Origin of the sequence: Mycobacterium sp. E3305 (assembly GCF_001666785.1) — a bacterium.
GTDB lineage: Bacteria > Actinomycetota > Actinomycetes > Mycobacteriales > Mycobacteriaceae > Mycobacterium.
In genome coordinates this window covers 1-15,262 of record NZ_LZJA01000203.1, presented here as the reverse complement: position 1 = coordinate 15,262, position 15,262 = coordinate 1, and the positions used below count along the sequence as shown (strand labels likewise).

Here is a 15,262-nt window from a genome sequence, read left to right as displayed (position 1 = left end):
GCCGGGCCCTGATGCCTCGCGCCGCCACGCCCGCGCTCGCCGCGTTGGTGAAAGCCGGTGTGCCGCATGAGGTTGTCACGTTCGACCACGATCCGCGCGAGCGCTCGTTCGGCGCCGAGGCGGTCCACGCGCTGACCGAGCGCGGCATCGCACCCGAACAGGTCTTCAAGACCCTCGTCATCGCGGTGCCCGGCGCGCTGGCCGTCGCGATACTGCCTGTGCCGGAGCGGCTTTCGCTGAAGGCGAGCGCCGCGGCGTTGGGGGCGGCCAAAGCGGTCATGGCCGAGTCCGCCGCCGCCGAGCGGGCCACCGGCTACCTGGTGGGCGCCGTGTCGCCGTTCGGGCAGCGCAAGACCCTGCCGACGGTCGTGGACGCGGGCGCGCTGGACTTCGAGCGAGTGTATTGCAGCGCGGGCCGGCGAGGCTGGGACGTCGGCGTTTCGCCGCAGGACCTGATCCGGTTGACGAATGCGGTCACCGCGGACATCCGCGGCTAGGCCCGTTCGCCCGCCTCGCTCAGAAAACCCTCGATCACGGGGGCGAGCTCGGTCGCGTTGTGCACGATGTCGATGTGACCGCCCGAATGCAGGTGGAGAACCGCATGGGGCAGCAACCGGTGCAGGATGTGCGCGTTGGCCACCGGGATGATCGGGTCGTCGGTGCCCGAGACGATCAGCGTCTCCTGCCGCACCGCGGGCAGCGCGAACAGGCTCGTCCAGACCGACCCGGCGAGCAGTTGATGCAGGTAGCCCATCTTCGAACCGGCGTGTAACTGCCGCACGAACAGCTTCGCCACGTCTTCGCCGTGGGCGCGGACGGTGCCGCCGTAGAGGTCACCGGCGATCGAAGCGGCGTAGTTGGGATCCGAGAACCGGCGCGGGGTGGCCATTTTCGCCAGCACGAAGGGGCTGGCCGGCACCATGAGGATGCCGGTGCCCGTCGCCACCAATACCATGCGCCTGCATCGGCGTGGATTCTGGAACGCGAACTGCTGCGCCAGCGCCCCGCCCCAGGACAGCCCGAAGATGTCGACGACCCCGATGCCGAGTTTGGACAACACCCGGCCCAACACCCAGGCCAGATAGGGAAACCCGTAGGGCAGGGGCGAGGTCGGCGACCCCCCGGTACCCGGCACATCGAACCTCACGACGGTCATCGGCAGCTGCTCGACCAGCGGGTCGAGCACCTCCAGGCTGGCGCCGATGCCGTTGCAGAGCACGAGCGGCACTCCGGTTCCCCGACGGATGTTGACCCGGATCCGCTGCCCGCCGGCGCTGACGTAACGCTCGTGGCCCACCGTGCTCGGCTGGACCACCCGCAGGCGCCGCTGTTGTTGTGGGCTGCGCCTCACTCACTTCTCCATCACATAGCCGCCGGGAGCGGGTCCGAGCGGCGGGAGTCCCTCGCCGCCAAGGGCTTTCGGGGCATCGACCTCCGGCCCGCTGCGCTCGGCGAGCCACTCCACGTAGTCCGGCCACCAGGAGTCCTTGGACTGCTGCGACGACTGCAGCCACTCTTGTGGATCCTCCGCCTCGACCGGTCCGGTCCGGTACGAAGCCTTCGGGTTGCCCGGCGGGTTGACCAGAGCCGCGATGTGGCCGCTGGTGGACAGCACGTACCGGTTGTCCTTGCTGCCGAGCAGCCGTGCGCTGCGGTACGTGGCCTGCCACGGCGAGATGTGGTCGGCGACGCCGCCGACGACGTAGGCGTCGGCGGTGACCTTCGACAGGTCCACCGGGGTGCCGAGCATCTCGACCCCGCCGGGGGTGACCAGGGCGTTGCGCACGGCCATCAAAACCATGTCGCGGTGCAGCGCGGCCGTCATCCGGGTGGTGTCGGCGTTCCAGAACAGCACGTCGAACGGCGCCGGCTTGCGTCCCTGGACGTAGTTGTTCACCCAATACCGCCACACCAGGTCGGTGGGCCGCAGCCAGGCGAACATCTCGGCCATGTCCCGACCGTCCAGGTAGCCCTTTCGGGCCGAGACCCGGATCGCCGCCTGGGCCGCGCGATCGCTCATCACCGCGGCAGCCAGGCCCGCCCGGTTCTCGTCCAGCACGGTGACGGACAGGTTGAGGCCGGCCACCCGGTCACCGCGGCCGATCTCGGCCAGGTGGGCCGCCGTCATCGCGGCCAGGATTCCGCCCGAGCAGGTGGCCAGCAGGTGGGTGCGGTCGGTCCCGCTGATCTTCTCCACCGCGTCCATCGCCTCGATGATCGCCGCGCCGTACGCGTCGAAGCCCCAATCCCGATGGCGCTTCTGCGGATTGCGCCAGGAGACGACGAACACCTGCTGCCCCTGGGCGACGAAGTACTCGATCATGCTGCGGCCGGGCGCGATGTCCATGATGTAGTACTTGTTGATCACCGGCGGCACCAACAGCAGCGGGACCTCACGGACCTTCGCGGTCTGCGGCGCGTATTGGATCAGTTCGAACATGGACGTGCGCAGCACGACCGCTCCCTTGGTGAGGGCCAAGGTCTCGCCCACCGCGTAGGCGTCGGGCTCGACCATCGCGGGCACCCGGGGCTTCGAAAGCATGTCCCGCGCAAACGCTTTCAGGCCCCGCACCGCGCTCAGGCCGCCGGTGTCGATCATCGCCTTCCAGCCGAGCGGGCTGATCAGCGGGTTGTTACTGGGGGCCAGACCCTCGACCAGATTGTCGACGACGAACCGCATCCTCTCCTGGTCGCGCCAGTCCAGCCCGGCGTCGGCGAGCAGCCCCTCGGCGGTCTCCGCGCCGGCGAGATAGGCCTGCATGATCCGGTGCAGCACCGGGTTCTGCTCCCAGGCCGGGTCGGCGAATCGCTTGTCGGCGCGCGCCGGCACCCGGTGTGAGTTGCCGGCCGCGACGGCGCCGAGCTCGCGGGTGAGAGCCCCGATCCGGCCGGCCACCGCGCCGGGCTGCTTGGCGAGGCCGACGGCGAATCGGGTCCAGGTGTCGTCGGGCATCATCCGGCCGGCGAACGGCTTGGTGGCGCTCGTCAAGAGCAGGTCGAGGGGTGCGGCGAGCTCTTCGGCTCTGGCGGTTTGGGTGACCATGGTTATCGCATGCTTTCTACTGCGGGGATGTTGATGTCGCGCTTCTGGACCTTGCCGGTGGGCCCCTTGGGCAGCGCGTCGACGAGCCACACCAAACGCGGGTACTTGTAGGCGGCCACGCGCCGCTTCACGTATTCGCGCAGTTCCTCCGGCGCCGCGGAAGCGCCCTCCTTGAGCGCGACGGCGGCGCCGACCTCCTCACCGAGGGAGTCGTGCGGAATACCGACGACGGCGGCTTCGGCCACCGCCGGATGCTCATAGAGCACTTCCTCGACCTCGCGGGGATAGACGTTGTACCCGCCGCGGATGATCAAGTCCTTTGTGCGGTCGACGATGTAGAAGTAGCCGTCCTCGTCGACGCGGCCGACGTCGCCGGTGTTCAGCCACCCGTCGGGTGTGATGGTGGCCCGCGTCGCCTCCGGCAGGTTCCAGTAGCCCTTCATCACGTTATGGCCGCGGATCTGAATCTCTCCGGTCTGGCCCCGCGGGACCTCGGCGCCACCGAAGTCGACGACCCGCATCTCGACACCCTCGATCGGGGTGCCGATCGAGCCCGCCTTGCGGGGGCGATCGGGATGATTGAACGCCGCGACCGCCGTGCTCTCGGAAAGCCCGTACCCCTCCAAAACGGTGCACTGGAACGTCTTTTCAAAGTCGGCGAGGACCTGGACGGGCAGTGCGGCGCCGCCGGAGGCGCAGGTCCGCAAGCTCCGCGTCGCGCCCGTCGAGGCCTGATCGGCCACGCCGAGCAACGCCGAGTACATGGTCGGCACCCCCTCGAAGATCGTGACGGTGTCACGCTCGATCACCTGGAGCGCCTTGAGCGGGTCGAACCGAGGGATGAGTGTCAGCATCGCGCCCGCAAGAACGGAAACGTTGAGCCCGCAGGTGAGTCCGAAAACATGGAAGAGGGGCAAGCAGCCCATCACCACATCGTCCGGCCCCGCCCCGAGCAGGGTGCGAACGCCGACCTCGGCGATGCGCCGGAGGCTCCCATGAGTAAGCATGGCGCCCTTGGGTTTTCCGGTGGTCCCGGAGGTGTGCAAGATGACCGCGACATCGTCGTCGCTGCGCTGTACCGCGGTGGTCTGCTCCGGCAGGTCCGCGACGAGCTTCATCAGGTCCGCGTCATCGACGAGCCAGCATCGCGCCCCGCCACGGGTCGCCGCCGGGATGACCTCGTCGGCGAAAGCCGGCGTCGCAAAGAGCGCCGTGGTGCCGCTGTTCGAGAGGTAGTAGGCGATCTCCCGCTCTTTCAGCAGCGGGTTCATCGGGACCGCGACGGCGCCCCGATACATGATGCCGTAGAACGCGACCGCGAAGGCCGGTGTGTTGGGCAGCATCACACCGACCCGGTCGCCGGGCCGGATCCCCGCCCGTTCCAGCAGCGTCGCCACCCGCGCCGCGGCGGCGTCGAGTTCGGCGAAGGTGAATGTCAGGTCGTCGCAACGCAGCGCGATGCGTTCGGGGTGACGGTCCTTCGACGCGATCAGGTGGGCGCTCAGTGCCGCCATGGTGTGCCTCCGGGACGAGTTCTTCGGGCGTGCTTCCAGCGTCATCCCGGCAACCTCCGATCACAATGTTCGCCGAAACAACACCGCGCCCGGTTGACTGTGACCGGTCACATTCGCCGCCGGTCAGGAATAAGGTTCGCGTTATGGGCGGCGTGGCGGTTGACCCGCATGTGGTGGAGCTCAGCAAGCTCATGCTGGCGCGCGCGCCCGCGCTGGGCAGGGCCATGGCCGACGTGCTTTGCCGGGACATCGACGCCTACCGCGACGACACCGTCGTCACGAAGGGTCAGGTGGCCGAGAGTTGCGTGGCGAACGTGGCTTTCATCTTTCATTCGCTCACCGGCGAGGACGATGTCGACGTCTCGCCCGCCGAGCGCACCGGCACCGAGCGGGCGACCGCCGGGGTGCCGCTGCCGGCGGTCATGACCGCCTACCGCATCGGTTTCCGGTTCATGTGGGAGGAGACCCTGGCCGTCGCCCGCGCCGCGGCGATACCGACCGACGCCATCCTGGATGCCACCGCACGCATCTTCTTCGCGCAGGAGACTTTCACCCAGGCGATGGCCACGGCCTACCGCCAGCAGCTCACCACACAGCTCCTCGAGCGTGAAGAAGAGCGGTCGGCTTTGGTCGAGGCGCTGCTGTCGCAGCGGATGACTGACAAGCAGAGCCTTTGGGAGGCAGCGGATTTACTGCGGTTACCGGCGTCTGGGCCCTACGTCGTGGTGGCCGCGAAGCTGCCGGCCGTTGGGCGTTTGGGCCTCCCGGCGATCGAGAACAAGCTGTCCGCCCGCGACATCCGTTCGGCGTGGCGGCTCTCCCCGGACCTCCAGGTCGGGATCGTTGCGCTCAAAGGCCCGCGGGTTTCCGCCCCTTTGAGAATCTTGGTCGAGGTGCTCGGTCAGGCCGCGACTGCGCGGGTCGGCATCAGTCCGCCGTTTCGGAGCCTGACCGACACCGGCGACGCCTTGCGGTTAGCCCGGGCGGCGGCCGGCAGTAAGCAATCAGGGGACTCGCTCGTGTCGGTGTTCGATGACACTCCACTCGCGTTGGCGGCCGTCAGCGCACCCGAGGTGATGGGCAAGATCAAGTCCCTGCTGTTGCAGCGGCTTAACGAGTTGGCCGCGGATGAGCGCTCGATCCTGCTCAACACATTTCAGGCCTGGCTCGACGCGGACGGTTCCGCGAACGACGCCGCGGCGAAGATCTTCTGTCATCCCAATACGGTGCGGCACCGGCTGCGCCGCATCGAAGAGCTGACGGGCCGCTCTGTGTCGCGACCGCGGGATCTCGCCGAGCTGTGCCTGGCGTTCGAGGCCGAGCGGCGGCTGCCCTGACGGGCACCGCCGTCGCCGAGATTGCCGTGGGGGTTGTGGTTTGCCCGTGGATCACAACCGCCGCCGCAATCTCGGCGCCGAAAGTCGGTCCGCCCTGACTAGATGGCCCGGGTGCCCCGCCTAGGCGGCGGGCCGGGCCAGTGTGTCCACAACGTGCTTGGCGCGGTTGCGAACCTGGATGGCGTTGATGATGTCGACGATGCCGATGGCGATCAACCAGCAACCCGCGACGAGGGTCAGGATCGCGATCGAATCCAACGGCGAGACGATCAGCACGGCCCCGCCGACCACGATGATCAAGCCGGAGAGCACCTGCCAGCCGCGGCCGGGCATGTGGTCGAACGACAGCGCCGCGGCCAGGATGGTCATCCCGCGGAACAGCCAGCTGACGCCGATCCAGATCGCCAGCAGCGTGACGGCCTCAAATTTGTCGCGGAAACAGAAGAACCCCAGCACGATTGACACGACGCCGGTGAGGAACGTGAGCACCCGCATAGCGGCGCCCACGTCTGTGCCAAAGGCCGTGAACACGTAGCCGATGCCGGAAGCCACCAAGTAGATCCCGAACAGGACACCCGCGACGAAGAGTGTCTTGCCCGGCCAGGCCAGCACGATGACACCGAGTGCCACCGCCAGCACGCCGATGAGCAGAAGCAGCTGCCACGCGCTGCGCGCCAGCTGTTGCAATGGACCTTCAAAAACGGTCCGGTCGGTAGTTGTCATCACCATATGATTTGCCAGTTCCGATGTCGAAGATAAGGGCCCTTTGGCCACAATTCGGCATCACCCACGTGTTGTGCGCGGCGCGCCCATCTGACACCCTTCGCTCATCAGCGGTGCATCACATAGGAGGAGCGCATGGACGCAAAGCGGTCAATCGACCCGAGGGCCGTCGTCGCCGCGGGCCTGCTGGCTTTCACCGGGCTGCTGACCGTCGGCGTCGGCGTCGGCAAGGCCGAGACGATCCAAACCGAGGGCAACTATCCGACCCGGGAGGCATGTCAAGACGCCGGGCCGGGGGTCAAGGCCACGACGCCGGGAAACTGGAACAACTTCTGGTGCGTGCCGGACCGTTTGATCGCCGGAAGTTGGCGCCTGGTCTTGAGCAACTGACGGCGACCGGGCCAAGGGCGCGTCCTAGTACTTGTAGAAGCCCTCGCCGGACTTGATGCCGAGCTTGCCGGCGTCGACGTAGGACTGCAGCAACTCACGCACGTGTTCGGGAAGGTGTGGGAACTCCTGGGCATAGTGGTTTTCGATGTCGAGCACGACGTCGAGGCCCACGGCGTCCATCATCTGAAACGGACCGGCCGGCACGCCGAGGTTGACCTTGAACATGCCGTCGACGTCCTCGGGACGGGCCACCCCCTCCGCTACCACCGCCAGCGACTCGCGTTTGATGGCCGCCCAGATGCGATTGAAGATGAAGCCGGTGCATTCCTTGCGCGCCTCGAAGGGATGGACGCCGAACTCCGGCAGGACGGTCAGCAGGGTGTCGAGTAGTCCCCGATCGGTCTCACCGTCGGACATCAGATCCACGCCGATGGAGGCCGGCGGCATGTAGAAGTGCATATTGCACAGCCGCGATTTGTCCTTCACGTACGTTGACATCAGGCGCGACGGGTACGACGACGAGTTGGTGGCGAAGATCGTATCCGCCGGCGCCGCCTGGTCGATCTGGTCCCAGGCGGCGATCTTGACCTCGAGCTTTTCTGGAACCGACTCGACCACCAGCCACGCGCCGTCGAGCGCCTCTTCCAGCGAGCTCGTCGCGACCGCCTGACCGATCTCACCAAAACCACGCTCCTGCAACAACTTTGGCAGGTTCTGCGCGACGAAGTCGACCGCCGAGGCGCGCTGTTCGGCGCGGGGCGCGAAGATCCGCACCGTCCCGCCGCGGCTGGCGAACATCAGCGCGATGCGGCGCCCGAGCGTACCCGCCCCGATCACCGCCACCGGGCGGTCACGGATCTCCTCGAAGGTGTGGGTGTACGAGCCGGTCACCCATGCATGGTAAAGCGCACGTGGACCCCGCGGATCCGTCGCCGAACCACAAAGGTGGCCCGGATGTTGTCTCGCGCGAACGACCGCGAAGCGCCGCCTCGGTGAGCACCCTAAAGCAGGGTCGCCTGCTCTGGCTCCGGGTCGGCCGGCTCGAGTAACTGGGGCCCGTTGTTGCGGACGTTGTTGACCAGGGTCGAGACCTCGCGCATTCGAATGCCGCTCACGTCGGGCGGCCGGGTGAGGAGCTTTTCGTCGATCGGGGCGTCGGGGTCCAGCCAGCGGTCCCACTCCCCTTCCGGCACCACCAGCGGCATCCGGTCATGGATCTCGGCCAGCTCGCCGGGCGCGTCGGTGGTGATGATGGTGCAGCTCAGCAGCGGCGAGCCCGCCTTGGCCGGCTTCCAGACCGACCACAGCCCCGCCATGAACAGCGGCTCGCCGTCCTGGCGGAACATGAAGAAGGGCGTCTTGCGGGACTTCTTGCCGCCGGCCGCGTCGGGGTTGACGCGCCATTCGTAGTAGCCGTCCATCGGGATCAGGCAGCGCTTCGACTTCGCGCTCGACCGGAACGCGGGCGACGTGGTGACCTTGTCGGCGCGGGCGTTGATCAGCATCGGGCCCTTGGTCTCGGGCGCCCCGTCGGCATCGGCCTTGACCCAGGGCGGGACCAGGCCCCAGCGCATCAGCCGCACCCGGCGGGTGGGCTCGTCATCGGGATCGGTGTGGCGGCTCACGACGGCGGCGATCGTCGACGTCGGGGCCACGTTGTAGTTGGGCGTGCCGGCGCTCTCGGAGGCGCCGGTGGCCTCGTCGATCGCCTTGATCTTCTGGGCCAGCAGCGCCGGATCGGTGGTGACCGCGAACCGTCCACACATAAGTCCCATAGTGGCATTGCTCGGTGACACGCCATGATGGACCGGTGAGTATGTGGACGGCCCCCAGCGCGCCGGAACCGGTGCACGCGACCGTGACCGTTCCGGGCTCGAAGTCGCAGACCAATCGGGCGCTGGTGCTGGCCGCGTTGGCCGCCGCCCAGGGGCACGGCGCCCCGACCATCAGCGGGGCGCTGCGCAGCCGGGACACCGATCTGATGATCGGCGCGCTGCGCACCCTCGGCTTGCGCGTCGACGGCACCGGGTCCGAGCTCAGGGTCGGTGGCCGGATCGCCCCGGGGCCCGAGGCAACGGTGGATTGCGGCCTGGCCGGGACGGTGCTGCGGTTCGTCCCGCCGCTGGCGGCGCTGGCCGAGGCGGTGGTCGAGTTCGACGGCGACGAGCAGGCCCGGGCGCGGCCGATCGCGCCGCTGCTCGACGCGCTGCGCGGCCTGGGCGTGCCGATCGAGGGCTCGGGCCTGCCCTTCCGCGTGCACGGCGGCGGGTCGGTGGCCGGCGGGACCGTGGACATCGACGCGTCGGCGTCCTCGCAGTTCGTGTCGGGGCTGCTGTTGTGCGCGCCGTCGTTCACCGAGGGCCTGACCGTGCGGCACACCGGGGCGACGCTGCCGTCGGCGCCGCACATCGCCATGACGGTGGTGATGCTGCGCCAGGCCGGGGTTGCGGTCGACGACTCGGTTCGCAACACCTGGCGGGTGCAACCCGGCCCGGTCGCGGCCCGGCATTGGCAGGTCGAACCGGACCTGACCAACGCCGTCCCCTTCCTGGCAGCCGCCGTGGTCAGCGGCGGAACGGTGCGCATCACCGGCTGGCCGGAGGCGAGCGTGCAACCGGCCGAGCACATCCTGGCGGTGCTGGGCAAGCTGAATGCCGTTGTCGACCAAGATGCGTCGTACCTGGAGGTGCGCGGATCGGCCGGCTATGACGGCTTCGACGTCGACCTGCGCGACGTCGGCGAGCTGACCCCGTCGGTGGCGGCGCTGGCCGCGCTGGCGACCCCGGGGTCCGTGTCGCGCTTCTCCGGCATCGGTCACCTGCGGGGCCACGAGACCGACCGCCTCGCCGCGCTGCGCACCGAGATCACCAACCTCGGCGGCGACTGCACCGAGACGCCCGACGGCCTGGTTATCACCGCGACACCGCTGCACCCCGGCGTCTGGCGGGCCTACGCCGACCACCGGATGGCGATGGCGGGCGCGATCATCGGGCTGCGGGTGGCCGGGCTCGTGGTCGACGACATCGGTTCCACCTCCAAGACACTGCCGGAGTTTCCGGAGCTGTGGGCACACATGCTGGGGTCCGATATTTGAGGCCCGGCGATTACGACGAGTCCGACGTCAAGGTCCGCTCCGGCAGGGGGTCGCGACCGCGCACCAAGACTCGTCCCGAGCACGCCGACGCCGAGGCCGCGATGGTGGTCAGCGTCGACCGTGGTCGCTGGGGGTGCGTGCTGGGCGGCGACCCCGAACGCCGGATCACCGCCATGCGGGCGCGGGAACTCGGCCGCACCCCGATCGTGGTCGGCGACGACGTCGACGTGGTGGGCGATCTGTCCGGGCGGCTGGACACCCTGGCCCGCATCGTCCGGCGCGCGGAGCGACGAACGGTCCTGCGCCGCACCGCCGATGACACCGATCCGACCGAACGGGTGGTGGTGGCCAACGCCGACCAGTTGCTGATCGTGGTGGCGCTGGCCGACCCGCCGCCGCGCACCGGCCTGGTGGACCGGGCGCTGATCGCCGCCTACGCCGGCGGCCTGACGCCCATCCTGTGCCTGACCAAGACCGACCTGGCGCCGCCGGAGCCGTTCGCCGAGCACTTCGTCGACCTGGACCTCACGGTGGTGGCCGCGGGCCGCGACGACCCGCTACTCGCGGTGGCCGACCTGCTCGGCGGCAAGATCACCGTGCTGCTCGGGCACTCCGGCGTCGGCAAGTCGACGTTGGTGAATCGCCTTGTCCCCGAGGCGGAACGGGCCGTCGGCGAGGTCACCGAGATCGGCCGCGGCCGGCACACCTCCACCCAGTCCGTCGCCTTCCCTTTGAGCAAGCCCCTGGCGACCTCCGGCTGGGTGATCGACACCCCGGGCATCCGCTCGTTCGGGCTGGCGCACATCGAGCCCGAGGACGTGCTGATGGCCTTCTCGGATCTCGCCGGGGCGATCGAGGACTGCCCGCGCGGCTGCGGGCACATGGGGCCGCCGGCCGACCCCGAATGCGCCCTGGACGCGTTGTCGGGCCCCGCCGCCCGCCGCGTGGCCGCGGCCCGCCGGCTGCTGGCCGCGCTCAACCAGACTTAGCCAGCCGCACGCCGAGCTCGTCCGGTGGCACCAGATGCCCCTCGGTGCAACGCATTTGGACCTCCGCATCGGCGCCACAGCCGAGGTGGGTCAGGCGAAGCCGGTGGCGGCCCGGCAGGTGGCGCCGGCCCCACTCGAACATCGCCCACACCACCGGCATGAAGTCGATGCCGGCCTCCGTGAGCACGTATTCCTCACGCCGGCGCTGCCCCGGCTCGTGGTAGGGCTGCCGCTTCAGCAGCCCCAGCTCGACCAGTTCGGACAGCCTGGCCGAGGTGGCGGCCTTGGTGATGCCCACCCGGCGGGCGAAGTCGTCGAAGCGCGTGGTGCCGTAGTAGGCCTCGCGCATGATGAGCATCGCGGATTTGGTGCCCACCACCGCCATGGTCTTCTCGATCGCGCACTCGCCAACGGCCGACCAGGTATCGCGGTCGGCGAGCGGTCCCTGTAGCAGTGTCATAAATCACCCTTCCGGCTGGGTTGCTTTTAGTGTACCTAGATGTTTACCTGGGTACAGCGGTCTATACCTAGATCGTCGGACTCAAGGAGGAGCCATGAACCGCGACGCCGTCATCGTCGGAGCCGTCCGCACCCCCATCGGCAAGGGCAAGCCCAGCGGTGCGCTGCACGACGTCTTGCCCGCCGACCTGCTGGCGCACAGCCTGCGGGAGCTGGTGGCGCGCACCGGCGTAGACCCGGCGCAGATCGACGACGTCATCGCCGGCGCCGTCGCCCAGGTCGGCGACCAGGCGGTCAACATCGCCCGCAATGCGCTGCTCGGTGCCGGATTCCCCGAGTCGGTTCCCGGGGTCACGATCGACCGGCAGTGCGGCAGCAGCCAGCAGGCCATCAGCTTCGCCGCCCAGGGCGTGCTCTCCGGCGCCTACGACCTCGTCGTCGCCGCCGGCGTGGAGTCGATGGGCCGCGTCCCGATGGGCACCTCGGTGCTGCCTGGCAGCAATCCCTTCGGCGAGGACATGACGCGGCGCTATCCCGACGGGCTGGTGCCGCAGGGCATCAGCGCCGAACTGATCGCGGCGCGGTGGGGCTTCTCGCGCACCCAGCTCGACGAGTTCTCCGCGGGCAGCCACGACAAGGCCGCGCGCGCCACCAAGGATGGGCTCTTCGACAACGAGCTGATCCCGATCGCCGGGCTGTCCGCCGACGAATTCATCCGGCCCAGCACGACGGTCGAGACGCTGGCCGGTTTGCGGCCGGCGTTCTACAACGAGGCGATGAAAGCCCGTTTCCCGCAGATCAATTGGGAGATCACCGCCGGCAACTCCTCGCCACTCTCGGACGGCAGCGCCGCCGTGCTGATCACCACCAGCGACGTCGCCAAGAAGCTCGGCCTGCGCCCGCTGGCGCGCATCCACACCACCACCGTCGTGGGCTCGGATCCGCTGTACATGCTGACCGGGGTCATCCCGGCCACCGAAAAGGTGCTCCACCGTGCGGGATTGACGCTGGCTGACATCGACCTGTTCGAGGTCAACGAGGCCTTCGCGCCCGTCGTGCTCGCCTGGGCGCACGACACCGGCGCCGATCTGGCCAAGACGAATGTCAACGGCGGCGCCATCGCGATCGGCCATCCGCTGGGGGCCAGCGGCGCCCGCATCATGACCACGCTCGTCAACGCTTTGGAGCAGCGCGGCGGCCGGTACGGGCTGCAGACGATGTGCGAGGGCGGCGGCATGGCCAACGCCACCATCATCGAGCGGCTGGGCTGACGACGATGTCCCAGAAGATCTTCGTCGTCGGCGGCACCGGCGCCCAGGGCATGCCGATCATTCGTGCCCTGGTCGCCGACGACAAGTATTCCGTCCGCTTCCTCAGCCGAGACCCCGGCTCCCGGCGAGCCAAGGAGCTGCTCGCCCTCGACAACGTGTCCGTGTTGGAAGGCTCATTCGCCGACGAGGCGAAGCTGCGGGAAGGGTTCCGCGGTTGTGATGCGGCATTCGTCAACATCGACGGATTCAACACCGGCGAGAAGACCGAAATGTATTGGGCCATCCGCAGCTACGAGATAGCGATCGAAGAGGGAATCAAGTTCTTCGTGTATGGCAACCTCGACTACGGGCTCAAGAAAGCGGGCTACGACTCGCGATTCCGCACCGGCCATTACGACGGCAAGGGCCGCGTGGGTGAGTGGATCCTGTTCCAGAATCAGGTGAACGCCGATCGGATGGGCGCGGCGGTCTTCACGTCAGGCCCCTACATCGAGATGGTGATTTCGCCCGGCACACCGATGGCCCCCACCATCGAGGATGGCGTGGTGACCTGGCGGGTTCCGCTCGGCGACGGGGCCGTGCCCCATGTGGCCCTCGAAGACTGCGGCTATTACGTCCGCTGGCTTTTCGACCACCCCGAGCGCGCGAATGGCATGGATCTCGAAGTCGCCGTCGACCAGATTCGCTACGCCGACCTCGCCGCGGCGTTCGAGGCGGTCACCGGGCATCCGGCGCGGTACATCGACACCGACCTGGACACCTACTGGCGCGAGGGCCCACTGAGCGGGGCCGCGGATGCGCCCGCCGGTTACAACGCGGACCCCAAGGACAAGAGCACGATGAGCATGCGCGACAACTTCACCGGATTCTGGAACTTGTGGAAATACGAGGTGATCAAGCGCGATTACGGCCTGCTCGACGAGATCCACCCGAATCGGATCAAGACTGCCGAGGAGTGGTTCCGCCGCGAAGAGCAGTTGGGACGAGAACTGGGCAAGGGCGGCTTGTGGGACAGGGTGCAACCGGAGAACCGGACCCCGATCCTCAAGATCGGCGAGGACCGAAGGACAGGAAGATTATGACCGAGACGGTTTTCAACGGCGTGCGGGTGCGCCACGACAGCACCAAGAGCTACGACGAACTGCTCGCCGAGTTGCTCGCGGACATCGGCGAGCGAGCCGTCGCGATCAACGACATCGCGGCAACTAGCGACAACTGGGATTCTTACCGGCAGGCCGTCGAACCACACGTCGGCCCCAGCGGATTCATGTTGTTCGGGTTGTTCGACCACGGCGCGTGGATCCCCAAGGCCGGCATCGACCGCAAGGTGATTCGCGTCATCCTCGGCAACCCGTTGATCGCGATCACGATGCTGCGGCACGACCCGACCGCGGGCCTGTTCGCCCCGGTCGAAGTCTTGATCACCGACGAGCCGGCCGGCAGCAGCCTGACCTACGTCAAGCCGTCATCGCTGATGGTCGTCGAACCCAATCCCGAATTACTGAGCGCCGCGGAGCAACTGGACGCCAAGGTGGCTGCGCTGGCCGAAAAGGTGACGAGCGGCTAACGGCACCGGGTTGGGTCGGCGCACGGCTGACCGGTCCGCCTGGCATAGTCGGGCGACGGAAGCCGTCATCCAAAGGCCCTCGCCTCGCTTACGTTAGGAGTCACCGATGAGCGACGCCGACGCCGCATCTATCCGAGCCGCACGCAGCGACTGGATCGCCGAGCACCTCGAGACGTATCTGACCTCCGGCGGCGCGCGCGGCCACATCATGGACGTGAGCGCGGTCGGGGGCAGGGCGATGACCACCCACTGCCTGATCAGGTGTATGGGCCGCAAGTCGGGGAAGAGCTACGTCAGGCCGTTGATCTACGGCAACGTCGGTGGCGAGATCGTGGTCGTCGCGTCCAAGGGCGGTGCCGACACGCACCCGCAGTGGTACTTGAACGTCTTGCAGAGCAACACGATCGGCGTCCAGATCGCGACTCAAGCGTTCGAGGCCACTTGGCGGGAGCCCGAGGCCGAGGAACGCCACCAGGTGTGGGCGTACATGGCGCACCTGTATCCGCCGTACCTCACCTATCAGCAGTCAACCAGCCGTCAGATCCCGCTGGTGATGTTGACGCCCGTGCGGGCGATCGACGTCTTTTCCGCCGAAGACTCCCGGTAGCCGTTGCCGGGCAACCGAAATCGAGAGCTCAGAGCCAGCCGGTGCGGGCCGCGGCGACAGGCTCGGGCGGCGACGGGGCCAACTCCCCGTCGCGCACGCCGTCGAGCATCCGTTTGACCGCCGCGACGATCTCCGGTGCGGACGCGGCCAGGCCGGCCTTGTCGGCTTCGGGGACCTGGTCGGGATCGACCCCCGCCCGGGACCCTGGACCGGGCCCATCACCACCCGAAGTTCGACGGGTGGGAGCCCGGGCGACGGCACTTCGTCC

Annotated in this window: 16 protein-coding genes and 1 pseudogene; 9 read left to right on the top strand and 8 right to left on the bottom strand. The window is 68.3% G+C overall.

Annotated features, from left to right (window positions below):
• Nucleotides 1–11 precede the first annotated feature (11 nt).
• Entirely contained in the window at nucleotides 12–497 is a 486-nt protein-coding gene (locus A5701_RS19190; RefSeq protein WP_067757257.1) for an aminoacyl-tRNA deacylase, read from the top strand.
• On the opposite strand, the gene A5701_RS19185 is transcribed toward A5701_RS19190, so the two are convergent.
• Genes A5701_RS19185 through A5701_RS19175 form a run of 3 tightly spaced genes read right to left on the bottom strand, consistent with a single transcriptional unit; the run spans nucleotide 494 to nucleotide 4,557 of the window.
• Nucleotides 494–1,321 (bottom strand): alpha/beta fold hydrolase, encoded by an 828-nt coding sequence (locus A5701_RS19185; RefSeq protein ID WP_067757350.1) that lies wholly within the window; start codon nucleotides 1,319–1,321, stop codon nucleotides 494–496. The genes A5701_RS19190 and A5701_RS19185 overlap by 4 nt on opposite strands.
• Nucleotides 1,322–1,351: 30 nt before the next feature.
• Nucleotides 1,352–3,043 carry an alpha/beta hydrolase gene (locus A5701_RS19180; protein WP_067757255.1) on the bottom strand — a complete coding sequence of 564 codons (1,692 nt, stop codon included), beginning with the start codon at nucleotides 3,041–3,043 and terminating at the stop codon, nucleotides 1,352–1,354.
• Nucleotides 3,044–3,045: 2 nt separating this feature from the next.
• A complete protein-coding gene (locus A5701_RS19175) occupies nucleotides 3,046–4,557 on the bottom strand; it encodes a long-chain fatty acid--CoA ligase (RefSeq protein ID WP_067757347.1) in 1,512 nt (503 codons plus the stop codon).
• Between the two features lie 143 nt (nucleotides 4,558–4,700).
• Between A5701_RS19175 and A5701_RS19170 the strand changes: the two genes are divergently transcribed.
• Entirely contained in the window at nucleotides 4,701–5,894 is a 1,194-nt protein-coding gene (locus A5701_RS19170) for a CdaR family transcriptional regulator (protein ID WP_067757252.1), read from the top strand.
• 120 nt (nucleotides 5,895–6,014) lie between these two features.
• Here A5701_RS19170 and A5701_RS19165 read toward each other — a convergent pair whose 3' ends face one another.
• Nucleotides 6,015–6,617: an HdeD family acid-resistance protein gene (locus A5701_RS19165; RefSeq protein ID WP_067757344.1), complete on the bottom strand. Its 603-nt coding sequence runs from the start codon at nucleotides 6,615–6,617 to the stop codon at nucleotides 6,015–6,017.
• Nucleotides 6,618–6,752: 135 nt separating this feature from the next.
• On the opposite strand from A5701_RS19165, the gene A5701_RS19160 reads away from it, so the two are divergent.
• Nucleotides 6,753–7,007, top strand: a complete 255-nt coding sequence (locus tag A5701_RS19160; protein WP_067757249.1) for a hypothetical protein — start codon at nucleotides 6,753–6,755, stop codon at nucleotides 7,005–7,007.
• A 24-nt stretch (nucleotides 7,008–7,031) separates the two neighbouring features.
• On the opposite strand, the gene A5701_RS19155 is transcribed toward A5701_RS19160, so the two are convergent.
• Together A5701_RS19155 and A5701_RS19150 are read right to left on the bottom strand one after the other, a co-directional pair.
• A complete protein-coding gene (locus A5701_RS19155; RefSeq protein WP_067757246.1) occupies nucleotides 7,032–7,898 on the bottom strand; it encodes a 3-hydroxyacyl-CoA dehydrogenase family protein in 867 nt (288 codons plus the stop codon).
• A 110-nt stretch (nucleotides 7,899–8,008) separates the two neighbouring features.
• A complete protein-coding gene (locus A5701_RS19150) occupies nucleotides 8,009–8,773 on the bottom strand; it encodes an SOS response-associated peptidase (protein ID WP_067757244.1) in 765 nt (254 codons plus the stop codon).
• A 44-nt stretch (nucleotides 8,774–8,817) separates the two neighbouring features.
• On the opposite strand from A5701_RS19150, the gene aroA reads away from it, so the two are divergent.
• Nucleotides 8,818–10,101: a 3-phosphoshikimate 1-carboxyvinyltransferase gene (gene aroA / locus A5701_RS19145; protein WP_156670167.1), complete on the top strand. Its 1,284-nt coding sequence runs from the start codon at nucleotides 8,818–8,820 to the stop codon at nucleotides 10,099–10,101.
• Complete coding sequence (rsgA, locus tag A5701_RS19140) at nucleotides 10,098–11,090, top strand: ribosome small subunit-dependent GTPase A (RefSeq protein ID WP_067757232.1); 993 nt, start codon at nucleotides 10,098–10,100, stop codon at nucleotides 11,088–11,090. Before aroA ends, rsgA begins: the two co-directional genes overlap by 4 nt.
• Here rsgA and A5701_RS19135 read toward each other — a convergent pair.
• On the bottom strand, nucleotides 11,077–11,550 hold the full coding sequence (locus A5701_RS19135; protein ID WP_067757229.1) for a helix-turn-helix domain-containing protein: 474 nt from the start codon (nucleotides 11,548–11,550) through the stop codon (nucleotides 11,077–11,079). The two genes, rsgA and A5701_RS19135, sit on opposite strands and share 14 nt — an antisense overlap.
• 94 nt (nucleotides 11,551–11,644) lie before the next feature.
• On the opposite strand from A5701_RS19135, the gene A5701_RS19130 reads away from it, so the two are divergent.
• The 4 genes from A5701_RS19130 (at nucleotide 11,645) to A5701_RS19115 (ending at nucleotide 14,994) form a co-directional block, all read left to right on the top strand.
• Nucleotides 11,645–12,820: an acetyl-CoA C-acyltransferase gene (locus A5701_RS19130; RefSeq protein WP_067757226.1), complete on the top strand. Its 1,176-nt coding sequence runs from the start codon at nucleotides 11,645–11,647 to the stop codon at nucleotides 12,818–12,820.
• Nucleotides 12,821–12,825: 5 nt separating this feature from the next.
• A complete protein-coding gene (locus A5701_RS19125; RefSeq protein ID WP_067757223.1) occupies nucleotides 12,826–13,902 on the top strand; it encodes an NmrA family NAD(P)-binding protein in 1,077 nt (358 codons plus the stop codon).
• Nucleotides 13,899–14,387 (top strand): DUF302 domain-containing protein, encoded by a 489-nt coding sequence (locus A5701_RS19120; protein WP_067757220.1) that lies wholly within the window; start codon nucleotides 13,899–13,901, stop codon nucleotides 14,385–14,387. Before A5701_RS19125 ends, A5701_RS19120 begins: the two co-directional genes overlap by 4 nt.
• 106 nt (nucleotides 14,388–14,493) lie before the next feature.
• The gene (locus A5701_RS19115) at nucleotides 14,494–14,994 is read left to right on the top strand and encodes a nitroreductase/quinone reductase family protein (protein WP_067757217.1); all 501 of its coding nucleotides are present in this window, start codon (nucleotides 14,494–14,496) and stop codon (nucleotides 14,992–14,994) included.
• 28 nt (nucleotides 14,995–15,022) lie between these two features.
• On the opposite strand, the pseudogene A5701_RS28315 reads toward A5701_RS19115, so the two are convergent.
• Nucleotides 15,023–15,262: pseudogene (locus A5701_RS28315) on the bottom strand (hypothetical protein); the annotation flags it as partial.

Excerpts from the sequence above, each read along its gene's own strand:
- A5701_RS19190 (WP_067757257.1), top strand. The coding sequence starts at position 12 with ATGCCTCGCGCCGCCACGCCCGCGCTCGCCGCGTTGGTGAAAGCCGGT.
- A5701_RS19180 (WP_067757255.1), bottom strand. The coding sequence starts at position 3,043 with ATGGTCACCCAAACCGCCAGAGCCGAAGAGCTCGCCGCACCCCTCGAC.
- A5701_RS19175 (WP_067757347.1), bottom strand. The coding sequence starts at position 4,557 with ATGGCGGCACTGAGCGCCCACCTGATCGCGTCGAAGGACCGTCACCCC.
- A5701_RS19170 (WP_067757252.1), top strand. The coding sequence starts at position 4,701 with ATGGGCGGCGTGGCGGTTGACCCGCATGTGGTGGAGCTCAGCAAGCTC.
- A5701_RS19165 (WP_067757344.1), bottom strand. The coding sequence starts at position 6,617 with ATGACAACTACCGACCGGACCGTTTTTGAAGGTCCATTGCAACAGCTG.
- A5701_RS19160 (WP_067757249.1), top strand. The coding sequence starts at position 6,753 with ATGGACGCAAAGCGGTCAATCGACCCGAGGGCCGTCGTCGCCGCGGGC.
- A5701_RS19150 (WP_067757244.1), bottom strand. The coding sequence starts at position 8,773 with ATGTGTGGACGGTTCGCGGTCACCACCGATCCGGCGCTGCTGGCCCAG.
- A5701_RS19135 (WP_067757229.1), bottom strand. The coding sequence starts at position 11,550 with ATGACACTGCTACAGGGACCGCTCGCCGACCGCGATACCTGGTCGGCC.
- A5701_RS19130 (WP_067757226.1), top strand. The coding sequence starts at position 11,645 with ATGAACCGCGACGCCGTCATCGTCGGAGCCGTCCGCACCCCCATCGGC.
- A5701_RS19125 (WP_067757223.1), top strand. The coding sequence starts at position 12,826 with ATGTCCCAGAAGATCTTCGTCGTCGGCGGCACCGGCGCCCAGGGCATG.
- A5701_RS19120 (WP_067757220.1), top strand. The coding sequence starts at position 13,899 with ATGACCGAGACGGTTTTCAACGGCGTGCGGGTGCGCCACGACAGCACC.
- A5701_RS19115 (WP_067757217.1), top strand. The coding sequence starts at position 14,494 with ATGAGCGACGCCGACGCCGCATCTATCCGAGCCGCACGCAGCGACTGG.